We start from the raw sequence: 26,185 nt of genomic DNA on the forward strand, positions 1-26,185 counted from the left end.
TTGTAAAAGTTCCACTGGCGCGAATCCTTTTGTCTTACGGAGATTCATTCTATGTTCAAAGTTTACCATCGAATCAGAACAATCAATGCTATCAAAATTTAATCGGTTTAATGTTAGCTTATCTATCTTAACCGAAAGTACAACTACTTTTTTAAGATGTCCAGTTGTAGTGTCCAATTGATTATCGAGTGCGTGAATATAAATTGTATCAAGAGGACGTAGCGCAAACATATCCCTAGCTATCTGATGCACACAACTAAAAACATAATCTTGTTGTATATCATAAATTCCGAAACAGGCATGCTCTTGATAATGACCTTACCTGTGCTTGTCAAGGTCTTCATCTCGTTAGGTACTACATTCTTAGAATTAATGTCAAATTCAACTTCCATGTAATTTGGTGCTTCAAGGAAAAACTCAAAACCACTACCGAACTCACTTAGATCATCAAGAGGAGCAAAATCTTCAATTGCTTCGAAGTAGGCATCCAAGTCCCCATCCAAAATTCTCGTTGCAATTTGTACTAAGGTATGCCATTCCTGATACTCTTCTTCATCTTTCTTTCTCGCTTCTAATACACTATTTCGCAATTCATCTAATTTCTTTTCTTCCTGCTTAAACATTTTCGTAAATAAACCTGGTTTATAGTTTTGTAAAATTTCTAATGCTACTCTTTCATTAGGTCCCGGGTTTCTAATTATAAAAGGTGGTTCTGTATTCTTTATATCTGCCCAATCAACAAAATCCCACATTCTTTATGAATGGACTTTATCATTTCTAATTTGTTTTCAAACATTTCTACTTCAAATCTGTTACGTTGTAATTCCTCAAGCTTTTCTCTTTCTTTTTGATGAGTTCTAGTTCTCTTTGTCGTTGGTAGGAAGCACTTTTATAACTTCTTGAACTGTTGCCTCTTCTTGTTTTGCCACCAGAAGTTGATGTATGCGAAAGATCAGTCTCCGGCAAGGATACTGTTGTTCGTCTTTGACCTCTGGAATTAACAGAATATCTTAATCCTTTCACACCTACACTTGCACCTACACCTCTACTGCTTACATTTAATCGTACTCCAGGAGCAATTTTAAAGCTTTTCCTAAATCCAAAACCCATGACTTGGGCCCCCTGCTATATATTAATATTTTAAAATTACATTAATTTTCCAGAAAACAAGAGAAAATGTTTTAAGTGATCAATAATGATTACACATTATTTATTCTTTAAATTCTTGAATTGAAAAATGGGGACAGTTTGATTAATTGAGAAAAAGCCACCAATTAAATCATTCTCAATTTCTTTTAATTGAAAGTCCTTTGCGTCTTTAATTAAAGTAAAAGAATAACCTATTGTCTGACCCCAATCCTTTTTAGCATGTTCTCTTAATCGATTTCTTAATTTTTGAGATTGCCCAATGTAAAGAATAGTATTTGTTTCAAGTCCTTTTATACGATATACACCTGGATTATTAGGCATTTGAGACAAACTTTCTTCTCCTAAATAGTCTGACCATGAAAGTCCCATAAAAGTGGAAGAAGTAGGAGTGCCTTGAAAATTTAATGGTTTACAGCTATTTCCCCATGCAATGTTACGGTTTTCAGACTCAAGTAATTTTCTTCCGCGAAAACGACTTGTGCTACCCCTTGATTTAATATAATCTTGATGAAAACGTCCATGATTACAATATGTTGACTCTCCATATTGCACTCGATAATCCCATAATAGAAAGCTTTCTAATCCTTCACGATCCTCTTTTGAAAGTTCTATTGTGGATACTGAAATCTCAAAATCCCATCCTTTAGAATCTTTCCAAGCCCATAATGAGGGTGATGCAGTATGTGGATCATTAAAGGGCATTTGTTCTTTAAGTGCATTTCTTATAAGATCAGTAAGCCTCTCACGTAAGTTTCTACCTGTTTGTCCTATGTACATGAGGTGAGTATGACCTACTGGTTTAATACGATACATTCCAGGAAAAGTAGGTAATATCCTCTTTGTCTCCATTATTTTCGCAAATGAATACCAAGGAGTCCAATTCAACCCAGCCCAATTTTCATCTAAATATGTTGCATTCATTTCTACACCTTCGTATCTAATATCTGTTTTTCAAATATTGAATTTGCTCTCCAAACCCCGTTCCTTTTAATGGCACGTTGCAAGTAAATCCGGCCTCTTCCAGATTAGGAAGTAAGTATTGTCTGTACTTTTCACTAGCAAAAATGTAAATGTGGCTTTCATATGGAAGTTCTCTCTGAATTTCATCAAATACATTTTCTGACCAATTCTTCCTTTCTGCAACTTTCATATTATTTAAAGTTACATCGTATGGAGAAATTATTGTATCTTTCTTCAATAATCCATATTTTGTAGATAAAATATACCAATCATCAAATCGAAATTTTTGTATACATAAGTTTGTTTTACTAAACAAATCAAAGGGTTTGTACATTTCTTATGCTTCATAAGAGTAATTTTGTTTACTCTTTGTACAACTTACCAATGCAATCTTTTTAGTCACTATTTATCACTACACTTTCAACTAAAGTAGAACTCCCTTAAAATATTCATCAACTGTCCATTCATGTGAAGGATTATTTTTTCTACCTGGTTTAATACATTGATGTTGAAAAATTTTATCTATTTGATGACAACTTCTCTTTAAATATTCACCGATAATTTGTCTCGCTTATTTGAATCCTCCGTAATGTCTTCCACTAATTTCAGATATTAAATTGAAATTCCCATCTTTCCATTCACTAACAATATACCTTCCTGATATTCTATCCCCTTCTATTGTAAAAAAATGATTTTTCATTAAATATCATCCTTTGATAGAAAATTCAAAACACAAATAGCTAAACATATATGGATTTTGTCCGTAGCTCAAGTTAACATCAGCCTTTTAGAAAATGGGTAAGCGCTACTTCATGCTCATTAGGTATTTCAACAAACTTTGTACTTCGAATATGGAATCTTTTTGCTTTATTGATATTTTTACCACCTAGAGGATTAATATGGTATGACAAATTACCAGTTCCAAAGAATTTCTTATTATGTTCTCCTTTGCATAGGTATACAATCTTATCATTTTCTTCTAAATAATCGTGTATTGATCTAATTAATCGTCGGTAACAAGCTTTATCTTCAATTTTTTTTGGCACTAATCCAGTACACAAAAATACATAATTAGCATTATCTATTTCTTGTAGAATTGTTCTCTTGTTTTCTTTCATAGTACTTTCATATTGAATTTGATGATTGTTTTTTAAGTCATCAAGAATTGTTTGTAATTTAGATGACTTTGGCTCGTAGTATGGATGTATGTTTACAATTGTTATTGACCCTATTTTTATTTTTTTTAAATCCTTAAATGCGATATGAGCACAATAGTTAATAGTTTCATCTGAAACTGTTTTACTTGCATGACTTGGATTCATTAAAATAAATAGCAATTTATTCTTATAATTATTATCTAGCTCTGCGGATAAATAATATCTAACTTTATATTGAGTATTAGGTATCGGTTGTGGATCACATTCAGTCGGTACCTTAACATAATCTGGGTATTTCTTAGACATTAGAGTCATTCCTTTCGAAATCTTTTTGAAGCTCTGCTAAAGTTTCCTTTGTTTTTTTCGATTTTTCTTCAAAATTCCCTTGCCTACCTCGGCCTGTAAAAAATGGTGCTCGTACAACGGGAATGTTCTCTACATAGAAAACACCTCTCCATTGTTTTTTGAATTTTCATTTTCTTTAAGTTCCCGTAAGAATTCATATGCAACATCCCCTGCTGGAACAAGTATGTCTGGTGACACTGCCTTGATTTCATTATGGATCATTTCAATTGACAATTGTTCGTTATATCCATCGCCATTAAGAAGATGGATTTTTCTTGCATCAGTAAGGTACATTAATGAAATATCAATATGCCATAACGCAAGAGTTTCTACTGCATGACGGTAGCTACCTGCATGAAATTGGCTTGGTTTAAGAAATTTGTTGCACTTATTCTTAATTAAACGATACTCTACATCTGTGTAATTTTCAGCAAGGAGCAATACTTCCCGCACGAAGAGCATCCGAGTCTTGTGTTACCATCATAATCCTTATTCCTTTTCTGTCTGTAAAAATCCCTCTCCTATAAAAGGAAGATCTGCACCTCTTCGTTTGCTAGTTTTTTCTTGTTTATTTATGAAACTTTCCATAATGGAAAAATACGAGAGATTTTTGTTTCTTAATTCCTTCTTTATAACATGATATGGAGTCTTGTAATCTGGTTTTTCAAATTTCTCATCAATAAAATAATTGCCTTTGGGATATATTGTTTCATCAATTGTTAATGCTTTTTCCCATTCTTTAATATTTCTCAATATTACACCCCCATTTTACAGTACGATTTTAGAGTCAAAAAAACTCTTAATTGTTTCTTAACAAATAAGAGTTTCTTCTGATTGTCCTTTTAAGTAGATTTCATCCTAAAAACTAACTCTAGCTTTTTCCAAATTCAAATTGATTACTATTTCATGAAATATAAACCAACCCATAAATTTCACCTTTTTGATTTTAGTAACATTTTATCATATTTTTGGAAAATTTAGATGAATATTTTTACATTTTTGATATAATTATAGGAAAAAAGTTAGGGGCAGTATGAATGAGAATAGGGATTTTAGTAGCAGCAGTCATAATATCATTCACTTTATCGGCTTGTGGTAAGGAGGTAGGTGTTGGTACTCCTTGTGATATTAAAGGGAATATTAGCTACAACACTGGGGAAAAAATTTATCACTTGCCGGAGGATCAGTACTATGATGTTACTGAAATTAATCAATCAGGTGAGAAATGGTTCTGTTCAGAGGAAGAGGCTGAGGAAGCTGGGTTTAGGAGATCTCTTAGATAAAGCACAGTTTAATAGTTGAACGGTTTGCTCAGTTATTTGACCGATAAACATTAGTAATATAATGAGAATTTTATTTTAAAAGTACAACAATACAACAATAGAAGAATTTGCGAAAGAAAAATATGGTAAAATAATATAATCAGTAAGTCTTTTAGGAGGAGATTAATGAATAATCAATATTACAGGAATTTTACCATACTAACGGGTACAGCTATAATAATTCTAGCTATTCTTAGAGCCGTTGGAGCTTTTTCTCCTAGTATACTAGTAATGCTTTGTGTATCGGTTGCTGCTTTAATGTATTCTCTTGTTGATTTTAGTTTGGAATTAAAAAGAGGTAAAAAAATTATACTTACACTTGATATCATAGCAATAGTTTTCCTCATTTTGTCTTTTACAACTAAAGGTATGAAGAAGTTATTCAGTATCGATATACTGACCGTCCCTTCCGAGGTTGTTACATTATTAGCTTTTGGAGTAGTTATCCTAACTATTGGAATCAAAGACAGAAAAGTAATTTTTGAAACTATTGAAACTATTAAGAGTAAAATCTATGTAGATACAAAGAAAAAGCTTTCCACATTAGATAGCGATGTTGCTAAGCAAACTATGCAAGAATTAGCAAACTATGAATATAACACTGTATTTAACCTGAACAAGATAATTCTTGAATTAAAAAAATATGATGGATATGTTAAGCAATCAAACACAATTCACGATGGCTGGTCAATATTTTCTGATTGCTTTGAATATTACAGAATAACAAATGAAGGTCCTTTTTATGACTATGGGCTTAATTCGCTTTTCTGGAATTTCGAAGAACACCTCAACTCTGCTGCTCATATTTTTTCTCAACTTTCAAATCCCGATATACCCCTTAAAATAGCTAATATAGTAATATTTAAAGAAAGCTTCGATGTACACAGATATTCAAGAATTAGAAGTAGTAACTCTTCACAAGAATATGTCAAAGCATACCAACATATTGCTGAGGCTCTAAAAAGTTGGGATGAACTTAAATCAATCGCGGTAACCAAATATGAATATCATGGCACCATTGACTTCTCTCATAATGATTGAGAAATAATTCTTGATTAAGCTACCAGTGCTTTAGTTTTAAAAATCAGACCACAATCAGTGGTCTTTTTCTTTTTGAAAAAGTATCTATATAATTCGTACACAATATAAAAAATTGATTTTAATCCAAGAAAAAACCTAGCATTATAGCTAGGCTCCGGTGATACCAGGAGAATGTTTGAAAGTTCTTACAAAATCTACGATACAAGTTTCGCATACATCAAATTTCCATCTTTCTTCATCATACATGGAGCCATATCCAAAAGATATGTTGAACGAATGAAATTTATCTTCCTCAAAACCATATTCAGTTATTTTTTCCGTCTTGCCACATTTGTTGCATGTAATTGATGTGGGTATTTTTTTCGTTACTTGTATTTCTTTAAATTCTTTCATAATTTCAATCTCTCCCCCGATTATTCAATATGAACATGATAATCCATCATACTTCTAGAATATCTCCTGAATCTCATTTTTGGCAATACCAATGTTCGATTATTATAAGCGGAGAATTTTATACTACATAACTAAGAACAAGTTAATGAAAAAATGCATGTTAGGTGCGCCTTTATAAAGTAAAATAAAGGATATAATTATAAATGGAGGCATTTAAATGGCTACCCCAATAACTATTATGAAAAATGATGAGCTATTAATTGAAGCAACAAATATTCAAGAAGCTGCAAGATTCCTAGCGGAGCACCTCAATACAACAATATCTAGGTGCTATGATCCAATCGAACGTGGCTATGTATATAACATTCCTTACTATGTGAATGAAGACGAGTTTTGTTTTGTTGCACCAGAAGAAATTGCAGCCAATCGACGGAAAGAACTTGAGGAAACAGACCATCATAATGCTCGTCGTTTTTGGTTTGTTCCATCTAATCCAGAAGAATTTGACTTAGCGGGTGCATTTAGTCGTTTTGATACAATACACTGGAGAAGGTCCGGTAATTATGAAAATGGCGATATTATATTTATTTACGTTTCTAACAACGTACAAAAAGTACGTTATAAAGTTGAAGTAGTCAAATGATAAGTACTACCTCATGAAGTCCAATACAATAAAATGTTTTGGAAAGATGAAGAGAAATTTAAGCAATCAAAAACATGGAATTGGTCACGTTTTCGCTTAATAGATCAGGTTGATACTACTGAATTATCGTTAGCCCACTTACGTGAACATGGTGTGAAAGGAAATATACAAGGCCCACAGAAAGTTACTGGCGAACTCCGAGATTATATCATGTTGTTCTTTGATCATGATTTAACAAAAGATTATTATCCTGACGAAGTCCCTGAATCGTTAGAAGAAGGGAAGCGTAAATCTGTTATAGTCAACGTATATGAGCGTAACCCTATTGCTCGCAAGCAATCTATAAAACATTATGGTGTTCAATTTAAAGTATGTGATTTATATTTTGAAAACCTATATGGAGAAGTGGGGAAAGATTTTATTCATGTCCATCACATAGTACCTCTTCACGATATACAACAAGGATATGAAGTAGATCCCATTCGAGACCTCATTCCTGTTTGTCCTAACTGCCATGCAATGCTTCATCGAAAAGAAAATGGTGACTACTTAACGCTAGAACAACTAAGAGAACGTATTTTGAAAAGGACCTAAATGGTCCTTTTTTGATAATAAAACAGGAATTTTATTCCCTAATGTTTTTTAAAATTGACAGAGTAAACAAACAAAATGCCGAAGATTTCGTCTTAGTTTAATTTGTTATTTATTTGTTTTTGCATATTGTTCCATATTTCATCTTCTTCTTTTCTTATTGCTTCAGTTTCTTTCCTAATTTCTTTATTATCCTTATCAATAATCGCTACCAATTCCTTATCTTCGCTCCAATGATTTATAAAATGCTTAACTAAATCCATATTAGAAACATCTTTTAACAAATTTCTTTCTGGAGAAAGGTTTCTCATTAATTCTCCAATTTCATTGAGATATAAAGCGAAAACTTTCCCTTCAATAGCAAAATCTCCATTATCCCTGGCAAAATCAATACCATGTGTGTTACTAATAAGAGTTTTTACAGATTTAATATGTAAATCTAATCCACCGAAGTGGGCTAGTTCGTTATCATCGACACCATTTACTGAAATGAGGATATCATTCCCTATACGATCTTGAGCTGAAAGTTCAAATTTACTATACCCGTCTTCATTGCTTTCCACTTCATAGAAATCATCGTCTTCATCATCTAAATACATACCATCATGTGCAGCCATGCTTTTTAGGTTTCCCAGAATAAGTTCTTTACCCTGCTCAATTAAAGCAAACACGAGTTTATTATCTTTATATTTCTCTATTTTATCATCATCCCATTTAACAACAATTTCAATTTTGGCATTCAAGTAACCAGTAATGGTCGCAATGGTCTTTATTTCACATTGATCCCCAATCCAAGTTACTTCATCAACTTCAATTTCTTCAAAGTTAGATTCAATCCCTCTAGGTGATATTCCAATTCCCCCACCATAATGATCGCTTAATTTTATAACCACTTCTTTTTCTTTCATTGTCATTTCTCCTCTTTATCATTTTGTATAGAATTTTTTTTATAGTTGATTTCATCCTCACTATCGGTATCTACAACCTTAATTTTTTCTCCACTGGAAGTAACACGATAATACCCAGTGTCATCATGAATAAAAGCGCCACCACAGCTTTCCATTAAAGCTTTGCTATATTCACTTTCAAAATCAAAAGGATTTAATCCAAGTGCCTTTTCAGCATCAACTATGGCCATTTGAATGAAATCCGCTGATAAAGTAGCCCTACTAGTTTCTAAAATTTTGGCTATGTATTGCAACCTAAAATTAGTATCATTATCTATTGAGACAGAAAACTTAATAGGTTTTGGGATTTTTGCGTAATCAAGTTCAGCAATTCGATCTTTAACATATTTTTCAACCAAACCCATATAATCCTCCTTTAAATAATCTCTTAAAGATTCCCTTAAGTATTATGTAAAATATTCTATAATGTAATTTTTTCATAGATATACATTCTATGTCAAGAATAAATTACAATTTTCGATATAATTTCACATTTTTTCCAACTTATTGAATAATAATGGTTCATATTTCAAGGTAAAAGAAGTTAAGTCTCCTAATTAAAACAGAGCCGCAAAATTAAATAGCAGCCCCTTTTAGTTTATCTATAAATTCCTTTGGATGAAAATGTTTCCACCAATTCTTCACTTTTTTGATCTAGCTATCATCTGTAACAAAAGACTTTAATTCAATTCCAAGGAGATGTTTATGATACGCTTTAAACTGTTCAGTTCCTCGTATAAGGTCAATTGCAGTATCTCTACTCATTCTTGGTGTTGTTGCGGCGACTCGGCGAGTAGTCCATTTCATCGGGCATAAACGTAATCCATCCCATAAATAACTCCGTCGTCATTTCATCCGCTAGTAGCTCGCGGTTTAAAATAATCCTTAAAAAATCCGAAGTTATTATTATGCTCGGTGATCGTCCGTTTTGATAGACCTTCACCCTTCTTAATCAGCATAAATTCCTCAAACATTTCACACCGTCATGCTTAGCAGTAATTCAGTCGTTTATGTCCGCTTCCGTGTTGTTAAATTTTTTCCGCAAAATAAAAATCCCCTTACGCAAGTCAAAATTAGCGTAAGAGGACGAATGAATAACTTAAACAGTTTCCGCGCGACTATCGACACAGTCTTACGTCTCACCCTTATACAGTCTTGCATTAGACTGCCGAAAACTGTGTATGTAATCCGTCACAATCTCCGGTCAATCAGCGTCAACCCTCGCGGGAGTAAGAACGTTGGCGGGACTGCGTGGGAATCAAATCCACCAGACCTGGCACACGGGTCTCAAGCAGTTTTGAAGACTGTGTATGGGACCAGTGGTCAAATCAGCTACAAATTTCCCCGTAATATCAAGGGGTCTCGGCAGTCTCTTGTTAGTTTTTTAGACCATTACCCCTCAACCTCTACAGTCTCCATTCTAGAATAAATATTTACTTATGACAATTTATTATATTATCCAATAGCAGTAACGGAGAACCAAGAACATAAAAGAAACGGTAGATTGAAATTATTTAATGTAGGTAAAAGTTTTTTGCTCGATAGAAACTTTTATCAGGTCAACGCTTTTAGCCAATGTAAAAAACAATTCTAAACTTATAGTTCAAATTTTTGTGCTTTTAAGCTATTTACAACAATGTCTGAAATATACTGTTCAGATTCCGAGACACTCTTCGTAACATAGTTGTAGAGAACATCACATTTTTTTCTTATTTCACGCTGAATCTCTTCCGGTATTTCGGGGTATTTATATTTTTTTATGTGACTCTCTATTTTTTCTAATCGAAGGTGATACAAATTAAAATCTCCGGCACATTGTTCAAAAAGGTGTTCTTTCCAACCTAGTTTTCGATTATTAACGTTACACGGGCCACACGATGGAACTATATTTCCAGGATGATCTAATCCACATTCGTCTTTATTTGTCATAAGAAGATGTTCTCTTTCAAGCTTAATGACTACTTCTTCTAATGTACCTGTTTTCTTATTTTTAACTGATTTCTTATCACCTACTTTTAGTCCGCAATAAGCGCAACAGTGCCCAAATTCTTTCTTTATTTTCTCCCAAAAATTTTTTCTTTTATTTTTATTGAACATTTGTTTTAATTCTGGTTCTTCAGTGAGATAAATCTCCCCTATTTTTTTTAAAAGAGCACGAATCGCACTGTTCGCGGCATCAGAACCTTTATATACATTTGCCATTGTATTTCCCCTATCTCCCAATAGATTTTCTATTTACCTTCTTCAACTTCCAATAACAATAACTTATCTTTGAATCCCCCTCTTTTGGCCCCGGAAATCTACCTTTATTTATTCAAAAATTTCTCTCTATGCCACTTCATATAATTTTGTTGCCGCTCATTCATGCCAATTCGCATTGTTTCATTGATATTAAGAAGAATTTTCGTTGTATCATCTAAACTTTTCTTAATCATCACTTGTCCTGTTTCATCAAAACTAATATACCTCTTGTCAAATAAAGCATCATGATTTGGACATAATAACAATCCATTATTCACATCTAGCCTCTCAAGGTTATTTGATTCACTCCACGGCTTGATATGGCTTGCAACTAGGAAACGCTCATCTGTTACACCACATATTCTACATTTCTTTTCAATTACTAGAAGTGCTTTTTTAAAAGCCGAATGTCCAATTCTGGACTTAATGATTGTTTCTTTTTCTGTTTTGTCTAAAATAATAGCAGAATCTAAATCATTCTCAATTTGTTTTATGATTTCTTCTTTAAGATTGTTTTCAATTTGAAACCTCTCCCTTGAAACGCCATTTGTCCTTTCAATTATTTCAAAGAGGAAGTTTGCCAGTTCTTCAGACACCCTGAAAAGATAACCTGTATTCCCCCTGCCTGATTTATTAAAAGGAGCATATTTATTATCTTGGAGCTTTAAAATATCCTCCATGTAATCCTTATATGTAATAGGTGCCTTTAAATCAATGTATTCAGCATTAACTAACCAACCATCTTTTTCCCAAAGGTCTAATTGGTCTAATCCAGTCGGCCTTTCATGCTCTGTACAATTCTCTTTTGCAATTAAAACAGAAACTAAGTTCCCATTATAACTATTAAAAACAATATCCTCTTTTTTAATCATTTTCATATCAGTCCAATGATGAAACGTTTGACCGGTATTATTTTTTTGAGGTGCCCATAAATACCCACCATTACGTTCTTCTTTATAACTTTTGTTTTGGAAAACAAGAAAATAGTTCATTTTAAATTACTCCAGTCCCTATTGATTCAAACTTTTCACAATAATAAATAGATTTACTTTTTTATTATACATGATGTAAATTTTCGAGAGAATCAATTAAAGCAGATATTTCGTTCATAAATTTGTCGAAAGGAATAAAATGAACATTGTCGAAATTAATCTAATAAGGAGGTGAATTTATGGCATCAAAACTAATTACTGTTCCAAGAGCTGAAGCAGAAATAAGAAGGCTGCAACACTACACAACTTTGGTAGAGGAATATCGAGCAGATACCTTAGAAAAATGGATTATCAAGGAGTATGCTTACACGAACAGCATTACAAAAGTTGTTAAGAAAGCAAATGCCAAAGGAATCACCCTGGATCAATCTTATGCAAAATCAGTCTTAAAAGGAAAAGCAATTGACGAGCTGCATAGAATGTTGAGGTCTGGCTATCTCGCACGCTTGAAACCTAAAAAAGAGAGACTTTACTGACCTTTATTTAATTTAAATCATTCTAGGCAAAGAGGTTGCTCTTTGCTTTTTTTGACCATAAAAGGCTGACTCAATAAATATTGTCCGATTAATTCAAAACCTTCACTCCAACTACACTCTCGAATGCTACTCGTTCAAATTCGCCATGCTTTAGTTTAAGCCGTAGCTCATGAGTTATTGGATCCGCATAATGAACAAGACCAGTAATGTCGTGAGTAAATCCATCATCCCAAACCGTTAGCTTTACCCCATAGTTGTATTCTGTGGCGTATGCTATACGCAGATCGAACTCTTCCTTCTGATATTCGTCTAATATTGGCTTAGCAATCCGAGCTTGATCCTTGAACATATCGCTTGTCATTTCGAATGCTAACGGCAAAAAAGAAGCAGACTGCCATTTCATTTTACCACGGTCACGAATCACCATTTCGAATCATCCCCTTCGTTATCACTATACAAACAAATGTTCTATTTTTAAATAAAAAAATAAGAACAACTTCAGTGGTCTTATTTTCTTTTTGAATGAACAAAAAAGGAAAAATTATAAATCCTCTCTTTTTCTATATTCTTTCTCTGTGTGTAAAAATATTTTTCCTCCCTTTTCATTGAAATAAAAGGCATCTTCTGGCATTTCTTGTTCCCCAATATATTTGTCATTATTTAAATATCCAGCATTGATTGCATAGTCTAAGATGTTAGGGAAGGAGACTGATTGATGTTTTAAGCCAGCCAACATAGCTAAATAAAAAGTAATAAAATTTTCACCTTCTGTTCCAAGCATTGAACATTCGAAATAATCTTCTAGTGGTCTTACTGACATCTTATTAAATCCATCTTTTCCAAAATAAGCTATAATCCCTTGATCAAGAATACACACTGCATTTACTTTGCTTTCTCTGGATGAGCTTTTGTTTATTTCAATAAAACGCTGAGCTAGTGTGTCTATTTTTGTATTTGCAGAATATGAAAATACAAATCCAAGTGGAATTGAAAATAGTTGGTCACCATTAGTTGAAGGCGTTCTGTATAAATTTTTTACACTCTTAATATTTTCGTACGCTTCAGATAGTATTGTTGAATCTAATGATGATTTTACCTCAATAGTTGCATATACACTTTCGACTGGTATCATTCTAAGTTCTTCTTCGTTTACTAATACAGGACAAGTAGCAATATCATATAGAATAATATCCTGTTGGTTACTTTGTGTCCCTTTAGAGTCTACAATAACTCCTGTTGTAACACCATATTTCTTTGGTAAATACTTTATAAGAACTTCTCTAAGGGCTCCTTCACGGATTGCACCTTTTTGTCCGTTGTGTTTTATAGCTTTAGCAGCTTCGTGATCTGATAACATTTTTTCCCCTGCTGCCTTTAAAAAATTAAAAGACATAAAATCCCCTCCTTACTGACTACATACTTAATATATACGAGTTACTGCTTTAATTAAATCAAACAATTCTATTGTCTTCATGCTCTCTTGCGAAACATCTAATAATTTGCTGAGCAATTATGTCTAAGCATTTTGCAAAATCATCTAACTGGTCTTCTGGACATTCTTTCCCTTTTTTTTCGTAATTTGTTTTTGCGTGAGCAAACATGTTTCTTGTGTTACTAATAGCATTAGCTACTTCATCAAAGGCTTTTTGTAATTCTTCTGGCTTACTATCCATTGTAAGTTTCTTAGTAAAGTTTAAAAATTGTGGGGCAATAGAAACAATTTCAAGAAGGTCACAACATGTCTCAACTGTTAATTTTATTGCTAAATGGTCTTTTTTGTGATTTCTATTTCCCTCAAAAGTTTTACTTAATTCAAGTATGTAATTTGCATCAGGGGTAAGAGCTTTAGGACTTGATAGTTTCTTGGAAACAGAACGAATAAGATCTTGCTGAATAACTGTTTGAGAAACATATTCTATTACCTTTGTATAAGTCAAAATAAGAATTTCGGCATTTTGAGTGGCTAAAGATGAGTTATACAATTTAAGTAATTCAGGCACACCTTTTCCCAACAACAAAGGTCTTAATCTTGAGGGTTTTGCCTTTAATTGAAATTCCTCTTCTTCCCATGGATCAGAGAATATTCTTGGAGAAGGATGAACTTCTATACCTAATGTAGATTTTATTTCAAACAAATACGCTTCTACTAAGCTTTCAAGTACCTCTTCATCTAACTTATCTTCGGAAGAGACTTCTATAAAGACGTCATCAAAAACGACAGGTGGCACATACTTACTATACATTTTATCCATGACAAGCTTAATACCATAGCTAGTTAAGCCTGAAATGATATTAAGCTCATACTCCTGGTCTTCTATAGTCTCTGTTACAGTAGGTATTTCATATGCAGCTCTATTTAACAATTCTCTACTATAACTGTCAATACGAAATAAAGCCAACCTGTTCCCAATGAACTTATATTCATCCATTTTTCGTGGTTTTAAAGCTTCCCCTACCATCTCAATTACGTCGCCTATAGCAATTGAACTGTCTTCATATTCTCCACGCGGTAGCCAAACCTGAATTTCTGTATCTTCGTCTATGAAAGTATCTTCCTCTTCTTCTTTCTCTTCATAATCATTTGACAAATATTCAAAGTCATGCGCTATTTCATGTTCATCAAAGAAATCCAACAATTGATTTATTTCTTCTTTTAGCTCTACCGGAACAAATTTAACAGCCATATTTTCTACTCCTTAATTAAGACGGAAAAATATTATATTTTCTTCCTGCATATTGTTATTGCAAAATTTTCAAGCATTCTTCCAGAATTACTCGTTATTAATGATAATTATGTTAGGTTTCTTTCTAGCTCTTGTTACAATTTGAAATAGCATTTTTGTTGGATAATAATATGAAATGGTATTCCATCCTTTAGTCGACAGCTTACCATTGTCTGCATAGTAAAAGTGTTCATCTATAACAGCAGCTACATTATCAAATTCCTGTCCAATAACACTATGAGCACTAGAATCAATGCTATTTTGATAACTGTCATATGGATATCTATCATACATGGAGGGTGTATCATTTATTATTTTCCATCTATCGTCTTTAAGTACTTCTAAATATTTTTTTGCATCATTTGTAGTCGAAAAATATTGAACAAAAACATTTGAGTATTTTTGATTTCGATTTATTTTAGATAAATCAAACAGATTCTTTATAAATGATGTAATTTCTTTATTAGATCTAATTTTGTCAGTTAATTTGAAATGTTTAGGAGAAACTTGCGTCATAATGTAATCAGGGATGTTGTTCTTAATCTCCCTACTTGCAAGGCATTGTTTAGGATCGTAAGAGAAAATACATTTTACGTCCGTTTCCTTAACTCTCAATAAAAATAAATCTAATTGCATTTTTCTTATATATTATGCTTCATCTAGTATGACAAGTTCATAATCGCTTAACTCATAGGAATCAAGGTATTTTACAGATGAAATTTGCCAAGAGTAATTATTCTTTAGTCTAAGATGACCATCGTTTAAAGACCCACAGTGAAAAATTACAACTTCTTGGAGTTATTCATATGTTCTTTTGCAATATCACAGGTTAAAAATGTTTTACCCGTTAAAAATTGATTGATACTATAATTATACAGCAAAAAAGGTATAATTCCCTCAAAACTGAGGTATTATACCTTTTTTACATTTATTGAGGACTTTTTCAGTGCCCTCAGTTTAGCAGTGGCTTTTTTGGATTATTAAGTTTGCTGTCTATTTATGGTCCTACTTCAACTACATAATGTGCATAAATGATTCCTTCAATTAAATCTTCAATACTTGAATTGATTCCATCATCAGCTTTATAAAAATTGTTGATTTCTTCTAGCATTTATAATGTATTTTCATTTAGTTCTATTGTAAGTTTTTTCATATTCATTTCATTTCTTTTCAGTTGGTTTGTTTCTTACATTTATACAGTGTTTAATCTTTAGTTACCAGACCAAGAATTAGTATACAAAACTGTAATTAGTCAGCGGTTTCTTTTTAATCTACATCTTCTTCTTCTATATTAGATTCACAGAGAACTCCGTCCTTTAAAATAATATCATCTTCATCAATTTCTGTTTCAGCACCAAAGAATGTATAAAACTAAATTGACTAACATCAATTACTAAACTAGTAACGACTCCATTTTCATCCGTTTCAGCTATTACCGGAATTAACAAAGGTTGGAGGGACTTTGAAGAACCATCCGAAGTTATCACTTATAGCATAGAGGAGTTACATAAGAATAAGGAGAAGGGAGATAAAATTGCATAAGCTAAAGACACATTGAGAGTACAAAGTTTCTATGAGGTTTCACCCTTAAATTAGAGGAAATTACTTTATTAATATATTTATTAAAAAAGAAACCACCTGTCAAAAGACAAGTGGTTCAAGCTGAATATAATTATTCAATTATTTCTAAGTCAGGCAAAATATTTACAATCTTATTTGTTTCCATTGAAACTGCAACTACACGCTTTAATAAATCCAAAATATAGCGTTGATTATCCGACCAATCATTTGGATTCTTTTTAATTTGGCTTGCAGTATCTGTTTTTATTTGATATTGGTCAAATAACCATTCTATAGCAGATTTTCCATTCACTACGTAATTATATGCATCAAGAGGTATACCCGAAAGGGCAACACCATTATTGTAAATAACAATGGACTTATCAGTTACTTTGTTGGTTTTACCAAATCGCATTTTAGTAACCTTTAAATCATTTTGACCAGTTATTGTTTCATTCAAAGGATAAGGTTCTACTGATTCATAATTTAAATGTAATTCAGCTAAACTTCTTCCAGCGTTACTAAAAGCCCAGAAATCTTTTACAAAAGGTATCCTTGGTAATTCCTTTTTTAAATTTGCTTGATATTTACTTTTATATTCCTCTGAATAAAGTATCCCATATACATAGTAAAATATATCTTCTTTTTCAACGTCTTCTCCATACTTTTCTTTAAATTGGTTTAGAGTCAAATTTGAAATATTATCTTTTTGTACAAATTTAGTTTGTTTTTCATCTATTTCAAATAACGTATTTGTATTATCTACTTTCTCTAATGTATAAAGAGGGAAACACTGACCCTTTTCAATCAAATCGTAACTTGGTATACAATCTAATATTAAAGCAGAAAAATCTTTACTAGAAGAAGCACCAGTAATATAAATAGCTAAATTATTGGTTTTTTCTCCAATTGGAAATATTTTCGGAATCTGGCTAGTTCGATGGTTTAAATATTTGTCAAAATAAAGCCATTGTTTACTAAAAGGGCGATACATTGATTCAACAATAAAGTTTTGATCAAATTCAAATTCCATCCCTCTACTTAGATAATTCCGTAAACTGCTAGACCAACTAATTTTCGTAGGATCATTATCAACAATATCCAATACATTATCTGCACCAGTTCTACTAATTAACTCAACCTGATTATTATAATTATCAATCATGGTTTTCATGTTTTCTTCTAACTTCTCAAATGAGTAGTTATGTGCCCATGCATCTCTAGATGTTTGGACTCCTGATGAATAATTCACAAAAACGGAATTAATTCCTTTTTTAGTTTTTTCTCCAATAGGCATGAAAGTATCAAAATTGGTATCTCTTTGATTTATCCAGTCATTATGTTCATCAGGTGTAATTATTTCCCAATCTATATTGGAGTAAGATCTCTTTTCAGATATAATGTGTAGTTTGTCTTCCCTTGATAAATAATCACCAATATCATAATAATGGATTTTATTTTCATTTTTTCTATCTGGATTTTTAATAAGCATTGTAATTGAAATACCGGCCCTACTTCCTGACCCAAATATTTTACCGCCTTCTTTCCTTGAGGTTTCTCCAGATGTACGTTGATTTCCTCTCAAGTTAAAACAATAAACTGAAGTATATTCATCTAAAATGCATTTCCTAAATCCATCCATTGAATTGTTATCTATAAATGCACCATTTGTTACAAAACAAACTATCCCTTTATCCTTAATTCGATTGGTAGACCACCGTATAGCACGAATATATGCATCATATAGACTGTTCTTATTCTGGGAAGTGGAATATTTTACATAGGATTCTTTTATCGATCTATCCAATTCAAGATATTTGACGTTTTGATTTGCATCATTTTCACTTTTTTGACCAACAGAATATGGTGGATTTCCTATTATTACTTGTATTCCTGTATTATTCTGTTTTACTACTCGGCTGTTATTTTCAGGAAACATCATACTTTCGAATGATTTCGTGCCTTCAGTCATTTGAAATGTATCTGTTAATACAATACCTTCAAATGGAACATAATCCCCGTTTGTTATATCATGAAATGCTTCTTCAATATTAATAGTGGCTATATAATATGCTAATAATACAATCTCATTAGCATGAAGTTCCTGAGTATATTTACGTAATAAGTCTTCTGGACGAATTGATCCACTTTGTATTAATCGTACAATAAATGTACCTGTCCCTGTAAAAGGATCAAGAATATGGACATTTTTATCACTTAGGCTTGTCCCAAATTCCTTTTTAAGTGCTTCATTAACACTATTAATAATAAAATCTACAACTTCTACTGGTGTGTAAACAATCCCCAAGCGTTCCGTAGTTTTCTTAAAGGCTGTACCAAAGAATTTATCGTACAATTCTATAATTACTTTCTGTTTTCCAGCTAAATTATCTATCTTACTCGCACGAGTTTTTACACTTTCATAGAATTTATCAAGTGACCGGGTTTCCTTTTCAAGATTTTCCTCTTCTAATAAGCTAAGCATTTTCTCCATTGCTTGTGATACTGGGTTATATTTTACAAAACTGTACTCCTCAAACAAAGCTTTAAAGACAGGTTTAGTGATAAGGTGCTGCGATAACATTTCAATCGCTTCATCCGCTTCAATGGAATTGTTTAAGTTATTCCGCAAATCGGAAAGAAATTGTTGAAAAGCTTGATATGGTTCACTTTTTTTATCACGAAGCATTAACTTAATGCGATCAAAATGTCTCCTTGCAATTTCAGCAACATCATTTGACCAGTTTTCCCAATATCTTTTATCTCCAACTTTATCAACAATTTGTCCATAAATAGCGTCTTGCAATTCTTCCAAATCAGGAAACGTCATGAATATTTGTTCGGATTTCTTTGTGATTTCTCCTGATTTTGTTGTGTTAACTGAATCGTTTTCGTTTCCATCTGTATCATTTTTTTCACCGGTATGACCGATTATTTCAACATTTGCAGGTTTGTTCATGTTCAATTCCATTTGATTAATCATAGCGTTAAAACGTTCATCATGGGAACGTAACGCTTGAAGCACTTGCCACACAACTTTGTATTCTTTGTTGTTATTAAGTTCTGTTTCGATGTCGTCACTCTTGTTAATCGTGATAGGTAAAATAATATACCCATATTCTTTTTCATCCGCTTTACGCATAACTCGACCTACAGCTTGTATAACATCAATTACTGAGTTACGAGGGTTAAAGAAAATAACAGAATCTAAATCAGGTACATCTACGCCTTCTGTTAGACAACGAGCATTAGATAAAATACGACAAACGTTATCATCATCTGTTTCTTCTTTTAACCAGTCTAATTTTCTATTCCGTTCTAGTGTGTTCATTGTTCCATCTACATGCTGAATCTCTACTTTTGCACCTGTACTTATGTCACTATTATATGCATACGTATCGACAACATCTTGGAAGTTTTGTGTAATTTGTTTAGAGGTTTCAATGGTAGACGTAAATGCCACAGCACGTTTCATAGGTTTTCCTACAACTTCATCCGAATGACTTTTACGTTTGGATAGTCCGTTCCATGTACCAACGATGCGGGCAAAGTCTTTACTATTAAGTGTGTTAGACTCGCTTTTTATTTCATTAGCAAGAGCGATATCGACATAGTTTTGGTCCGTTACTAAAACCATTACTTTGTAGTCAGTCAATAATCCGCGTTCCACGGCTTCTCCAAACCCTAGATTATGAAATTCTTCTCCAAATAACGATACATCATCCATTGATGATAGTAACGCTTCCTTCTCATCAGCCTTATTCTTGGTCTTTTCTCCAAATACTTTAGGTGTTGCAGTCTGGTATAATCGTTTATTAGCTTTAATATATTCATTGTCATGAACACGTACAAAATGACTTTCTTGTCCCTCGCTTAGTGTCACCCCTGTTGTGCGGTGAGCTTCGTCTGAAATGATTAAATCAAATTCTGGGAAACCTTTTTGCTGTGCTTCATGAAGTACTTCAATAGACTGATACGTAGAGAAAACAACTGTCATTTTACTTGTGTTTGAAAGTGATTTAAAATTCTCTACTATCTTTTCAGAATCAGTTGTAGCTGGAAAGCCCAAATCAATTGCTGTAATATCTTCAGAAGTCCGTGACACCTTTCTGTCTGAACAAACTGCAAATGAATGAAAAGGCGTAGTCGTCTGGTTATTCCATTCTCTTAATGTTTGTGATAATAACGAAATGGAAGGCACAAGATATAAAATTATACTATTCCCTTGCTTATGAGTTACAACACTCTCTGCAATTTTTAAAGAAGTAAATGTTTTACCTGTACCACAAGCCATAATGAGTTTCCCACGGTCAGCATTTGCTAAGCCCTCTAAAACATGGTCGTGTGCTTCTTGTTGATGTGGTAGTAATGTATGTCTTTTCTTTAATCCCATGCTATCTATTTTATCAATCATGAAAGTAGACCAATCAATCGCCGATTTATCTAAATCATGTAATCGAATACGAGCAACAGGCTTCGATTGGTTTTCTAGTGATAATTCTGCATTGTTACTCCACTTATCAGTTGAAGATACAATGATCCGGTTTTCGTAGATTTTCTTTCCCGATTCGGTGAAAAAAGAATCAATATCTTTTTTCTGAATCGAATAGTTTTCATCATAAAACTTACATTGAATAGCACAGTAATTTCCTGAAATTCGTTCTTTTGCAACCAGGTCAATTCCAGTATCATGCTTCCCACCGTTTAATGGGAATTCATTCCAAGTCCATACAGTTTCAAACATATCTGCATAGATTGGATCTGTTTCAAAGTATTTTTTCATCAATAATTCAAATCGTGTACCTTTATCTGATTCTGATGTTGAGATTGATCGTAAATATTCAAGAACATCTTTAAATGATTTAATTGCAACTTTTGGCATGAAATAATCTCCTTACCTTATATTCAACATTATTTCCATCTCCATAATACCATAATAAAGTAATATTGTTTTTACAAAAACATACAAAAATCAGCTTGTTTTGCAAGTTTTTATCAGTATAAAAACAAAAAAAAGACACAGCTGCAAGTGGGCTGTATCTTTCGGTTGTTATTTTTTTATAGAACTATGTTCCTTCCACTTTCTTTTGTTTTCATCTTGTTGTTCTCTTAGTTTTTTTAGTTTATTTTTAATTATTTGTTTCGCTACGAATAACTCCTGGGATTCCTCCAATAATCTATCTTCTGTATTCATATTTTCAGGCTGAATATCTATTTTTGTTCTTGGCATTAATCCATATTTCAAGTAGTTCTCGGGTTCTATCAAAGAGGATATGTGTAGTCCCCCCTGTCCATCAAAAGCGTTATATCCTTTATCATAAAGTGCATCATGGTTAGAGCAAAGCAGTATCCCATTATACGGATTTAACCGTTCTTCGTTCGTACTATACTTCCACGGCTTTGAGTGGCTCGCTCGAAGTAATCCAAGTAGGTCATACTACAAAGTGCGCATTTAGAATTCCACAATGGCATAAGTGCCTTGCGAAATTTCTGTTGACCTATACGAACCTTAGTTTTCATTTCTGATTCTGTTTCAGCAATAACAGGTATTAAGGTATTTCGTTCAATTCTTCTAACATTATCGATCGATAGTTCAAGTTGTTCTTGGTTTACTTGATAGATATTTAACTCACTAATCAGTTCAAGCAGTTTTATCGCGAGTTCCTCATTACAAAGGTATAAATAGCCTTGGTTCCCATCCCCGTTTTGTTGGAATGGGGAATATTTTATTGGAAGAAGAGAAAGTATTTCACTTAGATTCGCTTTCAAATATAAAGCTACGTCTAACTCATGGTAATCCAATTTCACAATATAGCCCTCATCATTCCAATTGCTATGATTTTGCAAAATGGAAGGTTTAGGCGCCGTTTTATAATCTTCCGTTGCAATACTTATGGCAACAATAAACTCTTTTACATAATGAAAAATTCGGTCTCCTTTTTGCACCTCTTTCATACGGTGCCAAGAGTGTGGAACATTCCCACCTTTATCTTGTTGCGGTGACCAAATGATTCCTAATTCTTTTTCCTCGTGATACGTGTGACCTTGCATGACAATGTAGTTATTCATTTCTCCTCCTTTAGTCAGTACCATTCTTATGTTAATGAAAGTTCTAAACTTTAATAAATAACAAGCCACTTTGTTCATTTACCCAATTATATCACTAATAATTTCATTCTTCATACTAGCCAACAGTCCGAAATTTAAGATACTTCCATGATAAAGACCAAAAACATGCTAGGTACCAACCGAAAAATGGATGGTGCTTGGCACAAGAAAAAGCCGTAGCAATGGATATATTCCCAGATTTGAACTGTTACTTTTTTGTTTTAAACCCTTGTTACATTTCTATGAAATCCCCTGCTTTCTTCCTTGAGGCATGCAGCCCCCCCTAAAATAATTAATAATTATAGAGACGAATCCTTTCTTTGCTTACATGATTATGTCTCATCTTATTACTGTTACTTTCTATTAATTTATGGTATACAAAAAGAAGGAATATTTATAATATTTATTATATAGTGATAAATCTTCAATTGGGGGAAACCATTTATGGCAAAAAAAAAGAAAGATATACCTAAAGATAGTGAAGAGCAATTAGAAAATAAAACGGTACTTCAAATTAACAATTTAATTGCTGGGAATGTCAAAGAAAGTACCCAAGTAATGAATGGTTCAAAGGATTACACCTTTGAAGAAATTTCCAAGTGTAATAACTTAAAAGAGAAATTTGATTTTTATTTTAATAAATATACGGAACATAAAGATAAAGAATATTCTGGAGCAATATATAATATTTTAAAGGGTGACCTAGATAAATTTAAATTGAATAATCATAAATCTGTTTTTGCTAAGCAGGGACATCCACCACTTCCGTTTTACTTTATTTTCAAACTTAACAGTCATAAAAATATATTATCTAAAGATATATACATAGGCTTTTTTCCTATTCGTAGACCGGATGACCTTAGTGAGGATAGTAATTTTTTTGCGGGGTTGTTTTTTGGTAGCGATCAAAAGTCTTCAAATCAGAAGAATATTGCCACAGATATTCTTAAACAAGCTACAATGTCAGCAATCATTAAAAATCAAAGCCCACTTGAAAAAAAATTCAAAAAAATTATTGGATATATCAATAAAAACTTTAATTCATCTCAGGATATAAACATGTTTCTTTTCCCTGAGTTCGATTTAAATAAACATCCAGACTCAGAAAAGCACAACAACAAATATTTCTTAAATAGTCCTTTTTTAATCCCTCTTTCCTATGAAAAAATGAGTAAAATAGAATCAAACTTTGAGAAAATCATCAAAGATACGATAGATCTACTGCATACATTATTAATTTTAATCTATAAAGAAATCGGTTGTGATTTTGAATTACTTGTTGATGTTATTGATACACTACGAGATAACCGACAAGTTATTTTAACTGGTCCTCCAGGATCTGGTAAAACATATCTAGCGCAGAAGGTAGTTAAGTTTTCAAAAGATATTGGTGCTCATAAAACAGTTCAGTTTCATCCTAGTTTCGGATACGAGGAATTCATATATGGTATCAAGCCTGACATGGCTATGAAACCAACTACTTCAAAAGGAGGAAGACACGTAAATAAAAAGAATAATATTAGTTTTAGAGTTACACCTGGTATATTAACCGAATTTATTGAAGAAATTCTTAGCCCAAAAAATAAGGATGAAAATAAGAATTACATAATGATCATAGATGAGATTAATCGAGCAAACCTTCCAACTATTTTTGGAGAGCTTTATTATTTACTGGAATACCGTGGAGAGTCTATTAATACGCAATATAGACCTAATTATTCTATTCCCAAAAATTTATTCTTTATTGGAACTATGAATCCACTTGATAAATCTACAGTTGAAATAGACTTTGCATTGAGAAGAAGGTTTGACTTTATCGAATGCAAACCGTCAAAGGAACAATTAGAAACCTACTTGATTATTAACGAACTTCGTACTGATTCTAAATTGGACATAAATTTACTTGATGATTTAAATGGAATTATAGCCAATGAGCAAGGAGAGGAGATAGGAATTGGACATAGCTTTTTTATGAAACCTGAATATCACAAGGGTCCAGATTCTAAATTTTTACTACAAAGACTAATCAAAAACCAAATTAGACCCCTATTGAAGGAATATGTGTCTCGATTTGGGATTGATTTTAGCAAAGTAATCAATAATATCGACAAAGATGATTTACTAATTTATGGAAAAAATAAAAGTGATAACAATGAATGATCTATTCTTAATAGAAAATAAGTTTGGTGAATTATCACTTTCTGATGATGAAATAAGACATATTCAACAAATTAACTATTATTTGGGTTCTAATAAACAGATTATTAATTCTACCAATTTCTTTAGTAAAAATAAATTTAATACTGATACTTCAAACTTTATCATAATAAAAAATATTAGGAGACATGATGGCACTCCTTATATAGAACTTAAAACTGAAAATAAAGTTGGAATATTACACACTGGTGAACAACCCATCTCCATTCGCCCTAAAATAAATGAAACACATTTTATGTTTATTATTGATCGATCATTACAAATTCGTCTGAGAAGTAAAAATGAAAAGGTACAATATACTGACCATAATCAAAATAGCCTTCTCCTGAATTATTTAATAAAAGTATATTTAAATTCCGTAAATGAATATATCAGGTCATGGGGCATTCATACAAAATATGAGAAAGTTTATAAAAAAAGTCATTTTCTTAAGGGAAAGATTAATTATGTAGATACCTATTTAGATATACTAGGAGGTCAAACAAAATTTAATGTAAGTTTTTTTGAATTAACCGGTAATACTCCCGTAAACAGATTAATAAGGCAAGTCCTTTTCAAACTTAGGAAATCAGAGTTTGTGCAAACAGCTATCCAGAAATTGTTTACAACCAGAATATTGCAGCATTTTAATGATGTTGATGATAAGTTAGAGATTTCCGATTTTTCGGAAGCAACAACACTTGCAAGAAAGTCAAATAACATACTATTAAAAAATATTATTGATATATCGATTATTATCCTAAAACATACATATTTTTATCCTCATCATTCTGGAAATAATACGTTTGTATCTTTCTTGATTGATAGTCCTATCCTAATCGAAGACGGGCTAAGAGAAATGATTAAGGAATCCTTTAAAACTACAAAAACCCTAAAAGTTTCAAAATCAACAAAACAAATAAATGCCATAATAGATGACAAAATAGATACTAAAGCAAGCAAAAATGCGACCCCTGATATTTTAATTGAGTACAAGAATAAAAAATTTGTCCTTGATGTTAAATATAAATTATATGACATCAATACCAATCAAATAGTAGCCGAATCTGATTTGTATCAGCTTTCTGCGTATATTGATATCTTTCATGCCGAACTAGGGATTATTATTGCATTTAGTAAAACAACCATTGATAAAGAAATTAAATTTACCATTGGAAAAAAAACTATCTATCTACTATTTTGGTCCCTAGCGGAAAAGGACCCGAAAAAAGCCAAAAAGCTAGTAATTAAGGAAATAGATAATCTGATAAAAAATAAACTAATGTAAAACCGGTTTCTCAAGATAGGAAGTGGCAGGAGGTATCCTGCCACTTCTAGACT

General features: G+C 32.3%; 25 protein-coding genes and 1 pseudogene. 7 read left to right on the top strand and 19 right to left on the bottom strand.

The genetic code is table 11. The features are described from left to right. Window positions 1-239 precede the first annotated feature (239 nt). The 7 genes from BLR86_RS26680 to BLR86_RS21585 form a co-directional block, all read right to left on the bottom strand. Window positions 240-752, bottom strand: a complete 513-nt coding sequence (locus BLR86_RS26680; RefSeq protein ID WP_254782405.1) for a hypothetical protein — start codon at window positions 750-752, stop codon at window positions 240-242. 46 nt (window positions 753-798) lie between these two features. Further along, window positions 799-1,110 (bottom strand): DUF4236 domain-containing protein, encoded by a 312-nt coding sequence (locus BLR86_RS26685; RefSeq protein WP_254782406.1) that lies wholly within the window; start codon window positions 1,108-1,110, stop codon window positions 799-801. 96 nt (window positions 1,111-1,206) lie between these two features. Next, a complete protein-coding gene (locus BLR86_RS21565; protein ID WP_090766561.1) occupies window positions 1,207-2,070 on the bottom strand; it encodes a GIY-YIG nuclease family protein in 864 nt (287 codons plus the stop codon). Between the two features lie 16 nt (window positions 2,071-2,086). Beyond that, window positions 2,087-2,443 (bottom strand): DUF6884 domain-containing protein, encoded by a 357-nt coding sequence (locus BLR86_RS21570; RefSeq protein ID WP_090766564.1) that lies wholly within the window; start codon window positions 2,441-2,443, stop codon window positions 2,087-2,089. 445 nt (window positions 2,444-2,888) lie between these two features. Continuing rightward, on the bottom strand, window positions 2,889-3,572 hold the full coding sequence (locus BLR86_RS21575; RefSeq protein ID WP_175493003.1) for a DUF1643 domain-containing protein: 684 nt from the start codon (window positions 3,570-3,572) through the stop codon (window positions 2,889-2,891). 129 nt (window positions 3,573-3,701) lie between these two features. Beyond that, on the bottom strand, window positions 3,702-4,064 hold the full coding sequence (locus BLR86_RS21580; protein ID WP_090766571.1) for a hypothetical protein: 363 nt from the start codon (window positions 4,062-4,064) through the stop codon (window positions 3,702-3,704). A 36-nt stretch (window positions 4,065-4,100) separates the two neighbouring features. Then, window positions 4,101-4,364, bottom strand: a complete 264-nt coding sequence (locus tag BLR86_RS21585) for a hypothetical protein (RefSeq protein ID WP_090766574.1) — start codon at window positions 4,362-4,364, stop codon at window positions 4,101-4,103. Between the two features lie 284 nt (window positions 4,365-4,648). Between BLR86_RS21585 and BLR86_RS21590 the strand changes: the two genes are divergently transcribed. Both BLR86_RS21590 and BLR86_RS21595 read left to right on the top strand, forming a co-directional pair. Next, window positions 4,649-4,894 (top strand): sunset domain-containing protein, encoded by a 246-nt coding sequence (locus BLR86_RS21590; protein WP_217642418.1) that lies wholly within the window; start codon window positions 4,649-4,651, stop codon window positions 4,892-4,894. Between the two features lie 165 nt (window positions 4,895-5,059). Then, the gene (locus BLR86_RS21595) at window positions 5,060-5,974 is read left to right on the top strand and encodes a hypothetical protein (protein WP_090766577.1); all 915 of its coding nucleotides are present in this window, start codon (window positions 5,060-5,062) and stop codon (window positions 5,972-5,974) included. 147 nt (window positions 5,975-6,121) lie between these two features. On the opposite strand, the gene BLR86_RS21600 is transcribed toward BLR86_RS21595, so the two are convergent. Continuing rightward, a complete protein-coding gene (locus BLR86_RS21600) occupies window positions 6,122-6,367 on the bottom strand; it encodes a hypothetical protein (RefSeq protein WP_090766580.1) in 246 nt (81 codons plus the stop codon). Between the two features lie 217 nt (window positions 6,368-6,584). Between BLR86_RS21600 and BLR86_RS26690 the strand changes: the two genes are divergently transcribed. Together BLR86_RS26690 and BLR86_RS26695 are read left to right on the top strand one after the other, a co-directional pair. Continuing rightward, window positions 6,585-7,010, top strand: a complete 426-nt coding sequence (locus BLR86_RS26690; RefSeq protein ID WP_254782407.1) for a hypothetical protein — start codon at window positions 6,585-6,587, stop codon at window positions 7,008-7,010. A 33-nt stretch (window positions 7,011-7,043) separates the two neighbouring features. Continuing rightward, window positions 7,044-7,604, top strand: a complete 561-nt coding sequence (locus BLR86_RS26695; protein ID WP_254782408.1) for an HNH endonuclease — start codon at window positions 7,044-7,046, stop codon at window positions 7,602-7,604. 92 nt (window positions 7,605-7,696) lie between these two features. Here the strand turns inward: BLR86_RS26695 and BLR86_RS21610 are convergent, their stop codons facing one another. The 5 genes from BLR86_RS21610 to BLR86_RS21625 all read right to left on the bottom strand — a co-directional run bounded on the left by BLR86_RS21610 (window position 7,697) and on the right by BLR86_RS21625 (window position 11,781). Beyond that, a complete protein-coding gene (locus tag BLR86_RS21610) occupies window positions 7,697-8,509 on the bottom strand; it encodes a hypothetical protein (RefSeq protein ID WP_090766582.1) in 813 nt (270 codons plus the stop codon). A 2-nt stretch (window positions 8,510-8,511) separates the two neighbouring features. Then, a complete protein-coding gene (locus BLR86_RS21615) occupies window positions 8,512-8,913 on the bottom strand; it encodes a hypothetical protein (RefSeq protein WP_090766585.1) in 402 nt (133 codons plus the stop codon). Window positions 8,914-9,202: 289 nt separating this feature from the next. Then, window positions 9,203-9,355 carry a hypothetical protein gene (locus BLR86_RS26520; protein ID WP_217642419.1) on the bottom strand — a complete coding sequence of 51 codons (153 nt, stop codon included), beginning with the start codon at window positions 9,353-9,355 and terminating at the stop codon, window positions 9,203-9,205. Window positions 9,356-10,144: 789 nt separating this feature from the next. Continuing rightward, window positions 10,145-10,750 carry a hypothetical protein gene (locus BLR86_RS21620; protein ID WP_090766588.1) on the bottom strand — a complete coding sequence of 202 codons (606 nt, stop codon included), beginning with the start codon at window positions 10,748-10,750 and terminating at the stop codon, window positions 10,145-10,147. A gap of 104 nt (window positions 10,751-10,854) precedes the next feature. Further along, window positions 10,855-11,781, bottom strand: coding sequence for an HNH endonuclease (locus tag BLR86_RS21625; protein ID WP_090766591.1), 927 nt, complete (start codon window positions 11,779-11,781; stop codon window positions 10,855-10,857). A 179-nt stretch (window positions 11,782-11,960) separates the two neighbouring features. On the opposite strand from BLR86_RS21625, the gene BLR86_RS21630 reads away from it, so the two are divergent. Continuing rightward, entirely contained in the window at window positions 11,961-12,257 is a 297-nt protein-coding gene (locus tag BLR86_RS21630) for a hypothetical protein (protein ID WP_090766594.1), read from the top strand. 88 nt (window positions 12,258-12,345) lie between these two features. On the opposite strand, the gene BLR86_RS21635 is transcribed toward BLR86_RS21630, so the two are convergent. The 6 genes and pseudogenes from BLR86_RS21635 to BLR86_RS21660 form a co-directional block, all read right to left on the bottom strand. Next, window positions 12,346-12,684, bottom strand: coding sequence for a YolD-like family protein (locus tag BLR86_RS21635; protein ID WP_090766597.1), 339 nt, complete (start codon window positions 12,682-12,684; stop codon window positions 12,346-12,348). Between the two features lie 114 nt (window positions 12,685-12,798). After that, window positions 12,799-13,650, bottom strand: a complete 852-nt coding sequence (locus tag BLR86_RS21640) for a DUF6602 domain-containing protein (protein WP_090766599.1) — start codon at window positions 13,648-13,650, stop codon at window positions 12,799-12,801. A 58-nt stretch (window positions 13,651-13,708) separates the two neighbouring features. Then, a complete protein-coding gene (locus tag BLR86_RS21645) occupies window positions 13,709-14,941 on the bottom strand; it encodes a hypothetical protein (protein ID WP_090766601.1) in 1,233 nt (410 codons plus the stop codon). A gap of 87 nt (window positions 14,942-15,028) precedes the next feature. Continuing rightward, window positions 15,029-15,616 (bottom strand): hypothetical protein, encoded by a 588-nt coding sequence (locus tag BLR86_RS21650; RefSeq protein ID WP_139185696.1) that lies wholly within the window; start codon window positions 15,614-15,616, stop codon window positions 15,029-15,031. Window positions 15,617-16,652: 1,036 nt separating this feature from the next. Next, on the bottom strand, window positions 16,653-21,422 hold the full coding sequence (locus BLR86_RS21655) for a DEAD/DEAH box helicase (RefSeq protein WP_254782409.1): 4,770 nt from the start codon (window positions 21,420-21,422) through the stop codon (window positions 16,653-16,655). Between the two features lie 312 nt (window positions 21,423-21,734). Then, window positions 21,735-22,609, bottom strand: a pseudogene (locus BLR86_RS21660) (HNH endonuclease); the annotation flags it as partial. A gap of 483 nt (window positions 22,610-23,092) precedes the next feature. Between BLR86_RS21660 and BLR86_RS21665 the strand changes: the two are divergent. Continuing rightward, window positions 23,093-24,808 carry an McrB family protein gene (locus BLR86_RS21665; RefSeq protein WP_090766607.1) on the top strand — a complete coding sequence of 572 codons (1,716 nt, stop codon included), beginning with the start codon at window positions 23,093-23,095 and terminating at the stop codon, window positions 24,806-24,808. Next, window positions 24,777-26,132, top strand: a complete 1,356-nt coding sequence (locus BLR86_RS21670) for a 5-methylcytosine restriction system specificity protein McrC (RefSeq protein ID WP_090766610.1) — start codon at window positions 24,777-24,779, stop codon at window positions 26,130-26,132. Before BLR86_RS21665 ends, BLR86_RS21670 begins: the two co-directional genes overlap by 32 nt. The last annotated feature ends 53 nt before the right edge of the window (window positions 26,133-26,185 follow it).

The sequence above is a fragment of the Bacillus sp. OK048 genome, assembly GCF_900103525.1.
In the GTDB taxonomy this organism is placed as follows: Bacteria; Bacillota; Bacilli; order Bacillales; family Cytobacillaceae; genus Neobacillus.

Excerpts from the sequence above, each read along its gene's own strand:
- BLR86_RS26690 (WP_254782407.1), top strand. The coding sequence starts at position 6,585 with ATGGCTACCCCAATAACTATTATGAAAAATGATGAGCTATTAATTGAA.
- BLR86_RS21615 (WP_090766585.1), bottom strand. The coding sequence starts at position 8,913 with ATGGGTTTGGTTGAAAAATATGTTAAAGATCGAATTGCTGAACTTGAT.
- BLR86_RS26695 (WP_254782408.1), top strand. The coding sequence starts at position 7,044 with ATGTTTTGGAAAGATGAAGAGAAATTTAAGCAATCAAAAACATGGAAT.
- BLR86_RS21640 (WP_090766599.1), bottom strand. The coding sequence starts at position 13,650 with ATGTCTTTTAATTTTTTAAAGGCAGCAGGGGAAAAAATGTTATCAGAT.
- BLR86_RS21630 (WP_090766594.1), top strand. The coding sequence starts at position 11,961 with ATGGCATCAAAACTAATTACTGTTCCAAGAGCTGAAGCAGAAATAAGA.
- BLR86_RS21570 (WP_090766564.1), bottom strand. The coding sequence starts at position 2,443 with ATGTACAAACCCTTTGATTTGTTTAGTAAAACAAACTTATGTATACAA.
- BLR86_RS21655 (WP_254782409.1), bottom strand. The coding sequence starts at position 21,422 with ATGCCAAAAGTTGCAATTAAATCATTTAAAGATGTTCTTGAATATTTA.
- BLR86_RS21645 (WP_090766601.1), bottom strand. The coding sequence starts at position 14,941 with ATGGCTGTTAAATTTGTTCCGGTAGAGCTAAAAGAAGAAATAAATCAA.
- BLR86_RS21665 (WP_090766607.1), top strand. The coding sequence starts at position 23,093 with ATGGCAAAAAAAAAGAAAGATATACCTAAAGATAGTGAAGAGCAATTA.
- BLR86_RS21590 (WP_217642418.1), top strand. The coding sequence starts at position 4,649 with ATGAGAATAGGGATTTTAGTAGCAGCAGTCATAATATCATTCACTTTA.
- BLR86_RS21565 (WP_090766561.1), bottom strand. The coding sequence starts at position 2,070 with ATGAATGCAACATATTTAGATGAAAATTGGGCTGGGTTGAATTGGACT.
- BLR86_RS26685 (WP_254782406.1), bottom strand. The coding sequence starts at position 1,110 with ATGGGTTTTGGATTTAGGAAAAGCTTTAAAATTGCTCCTGGAGTACGA.
- BLR86_RS21625 (WP_090766591.1), bottom strand. The coding sequence starts at position 11,781 with ATGAACTATTTTCTTGTTTTCCAAAACAAAAGTTATAAAGAAGAACGT.
- BLR86_RS21600 (WP_090766580.1), bottom strand. The coding sequence starts at position 6,367 with ATGAAAGAATTTAAAGAAATACAAGTAACGAAAAAAATACCCACATCA.
- BLR86_RS21670 (WP_090766610.1), top strand. The coding sequence starts at position 24,777 with ATGGAAAAAATAAAAGTGATAACAATGAATGATCTATTCTTAATAGAA.
- BLR86_RS21635 (WP_090766597.1), bottom strand. The coding sequence starts at position 12,684 with ATGGTGATTCGTGACCGTGGTAAAATGAAATGGCAGTCTGCTTCTTTT.
- BLR86_RS21620 (WP_090766588.1), bottom strand. The coding sequence starts at position 10,750 with ATGGCAAATGTATATAAAGGTTCTGATGCCGCGAACAGTGCGATTCGT.
- BLR86_RS26680 (WP_254782405.1), bottom strand. The coding sequence starts at position 752 with ATGTGGGATTTTGTTGATTGGGCAGATATAAAGAATACAGAACCACCT.
- BLR86_RS21575 (WP_175493003.1), bottom strand. The coding sequence starts at position 3,572 with ATGTCTAAGAAATACCCAGATTATGTTAAGGTACCGACTGAATGTGAT.
- BLR86_RS21595 (WP_090766577.1), top strand. The coding sequence starts at position 5,060 with ATGAATAATCAATATTACAGGAATTTTACCATACTAACGGGTACAGCT.
- BLR86_RS21650 (WP_139185696.1), bottom strand. The coding sequence starts at position 15,616 with ATGCAATTAGATTTATTTTTATTGAGAGTTAAGGAAACGGACGTAAAA.
- BLR86_RS21610 (WP_090766582.1), bottom strand. The coding sequence starts at position 8,509 with ATGAAAGAAAAAGAAGTGGTTATAAAATTAAGCGATCATTATGGTGGG.
- BLR86_RS26520 (WP_217642419.1), bottom strand. The coding sequence starts at position 9,355 with ATGAAATGGACTACTCGCCGAGTCGCCGCAACAACACCAAGAATGAGT.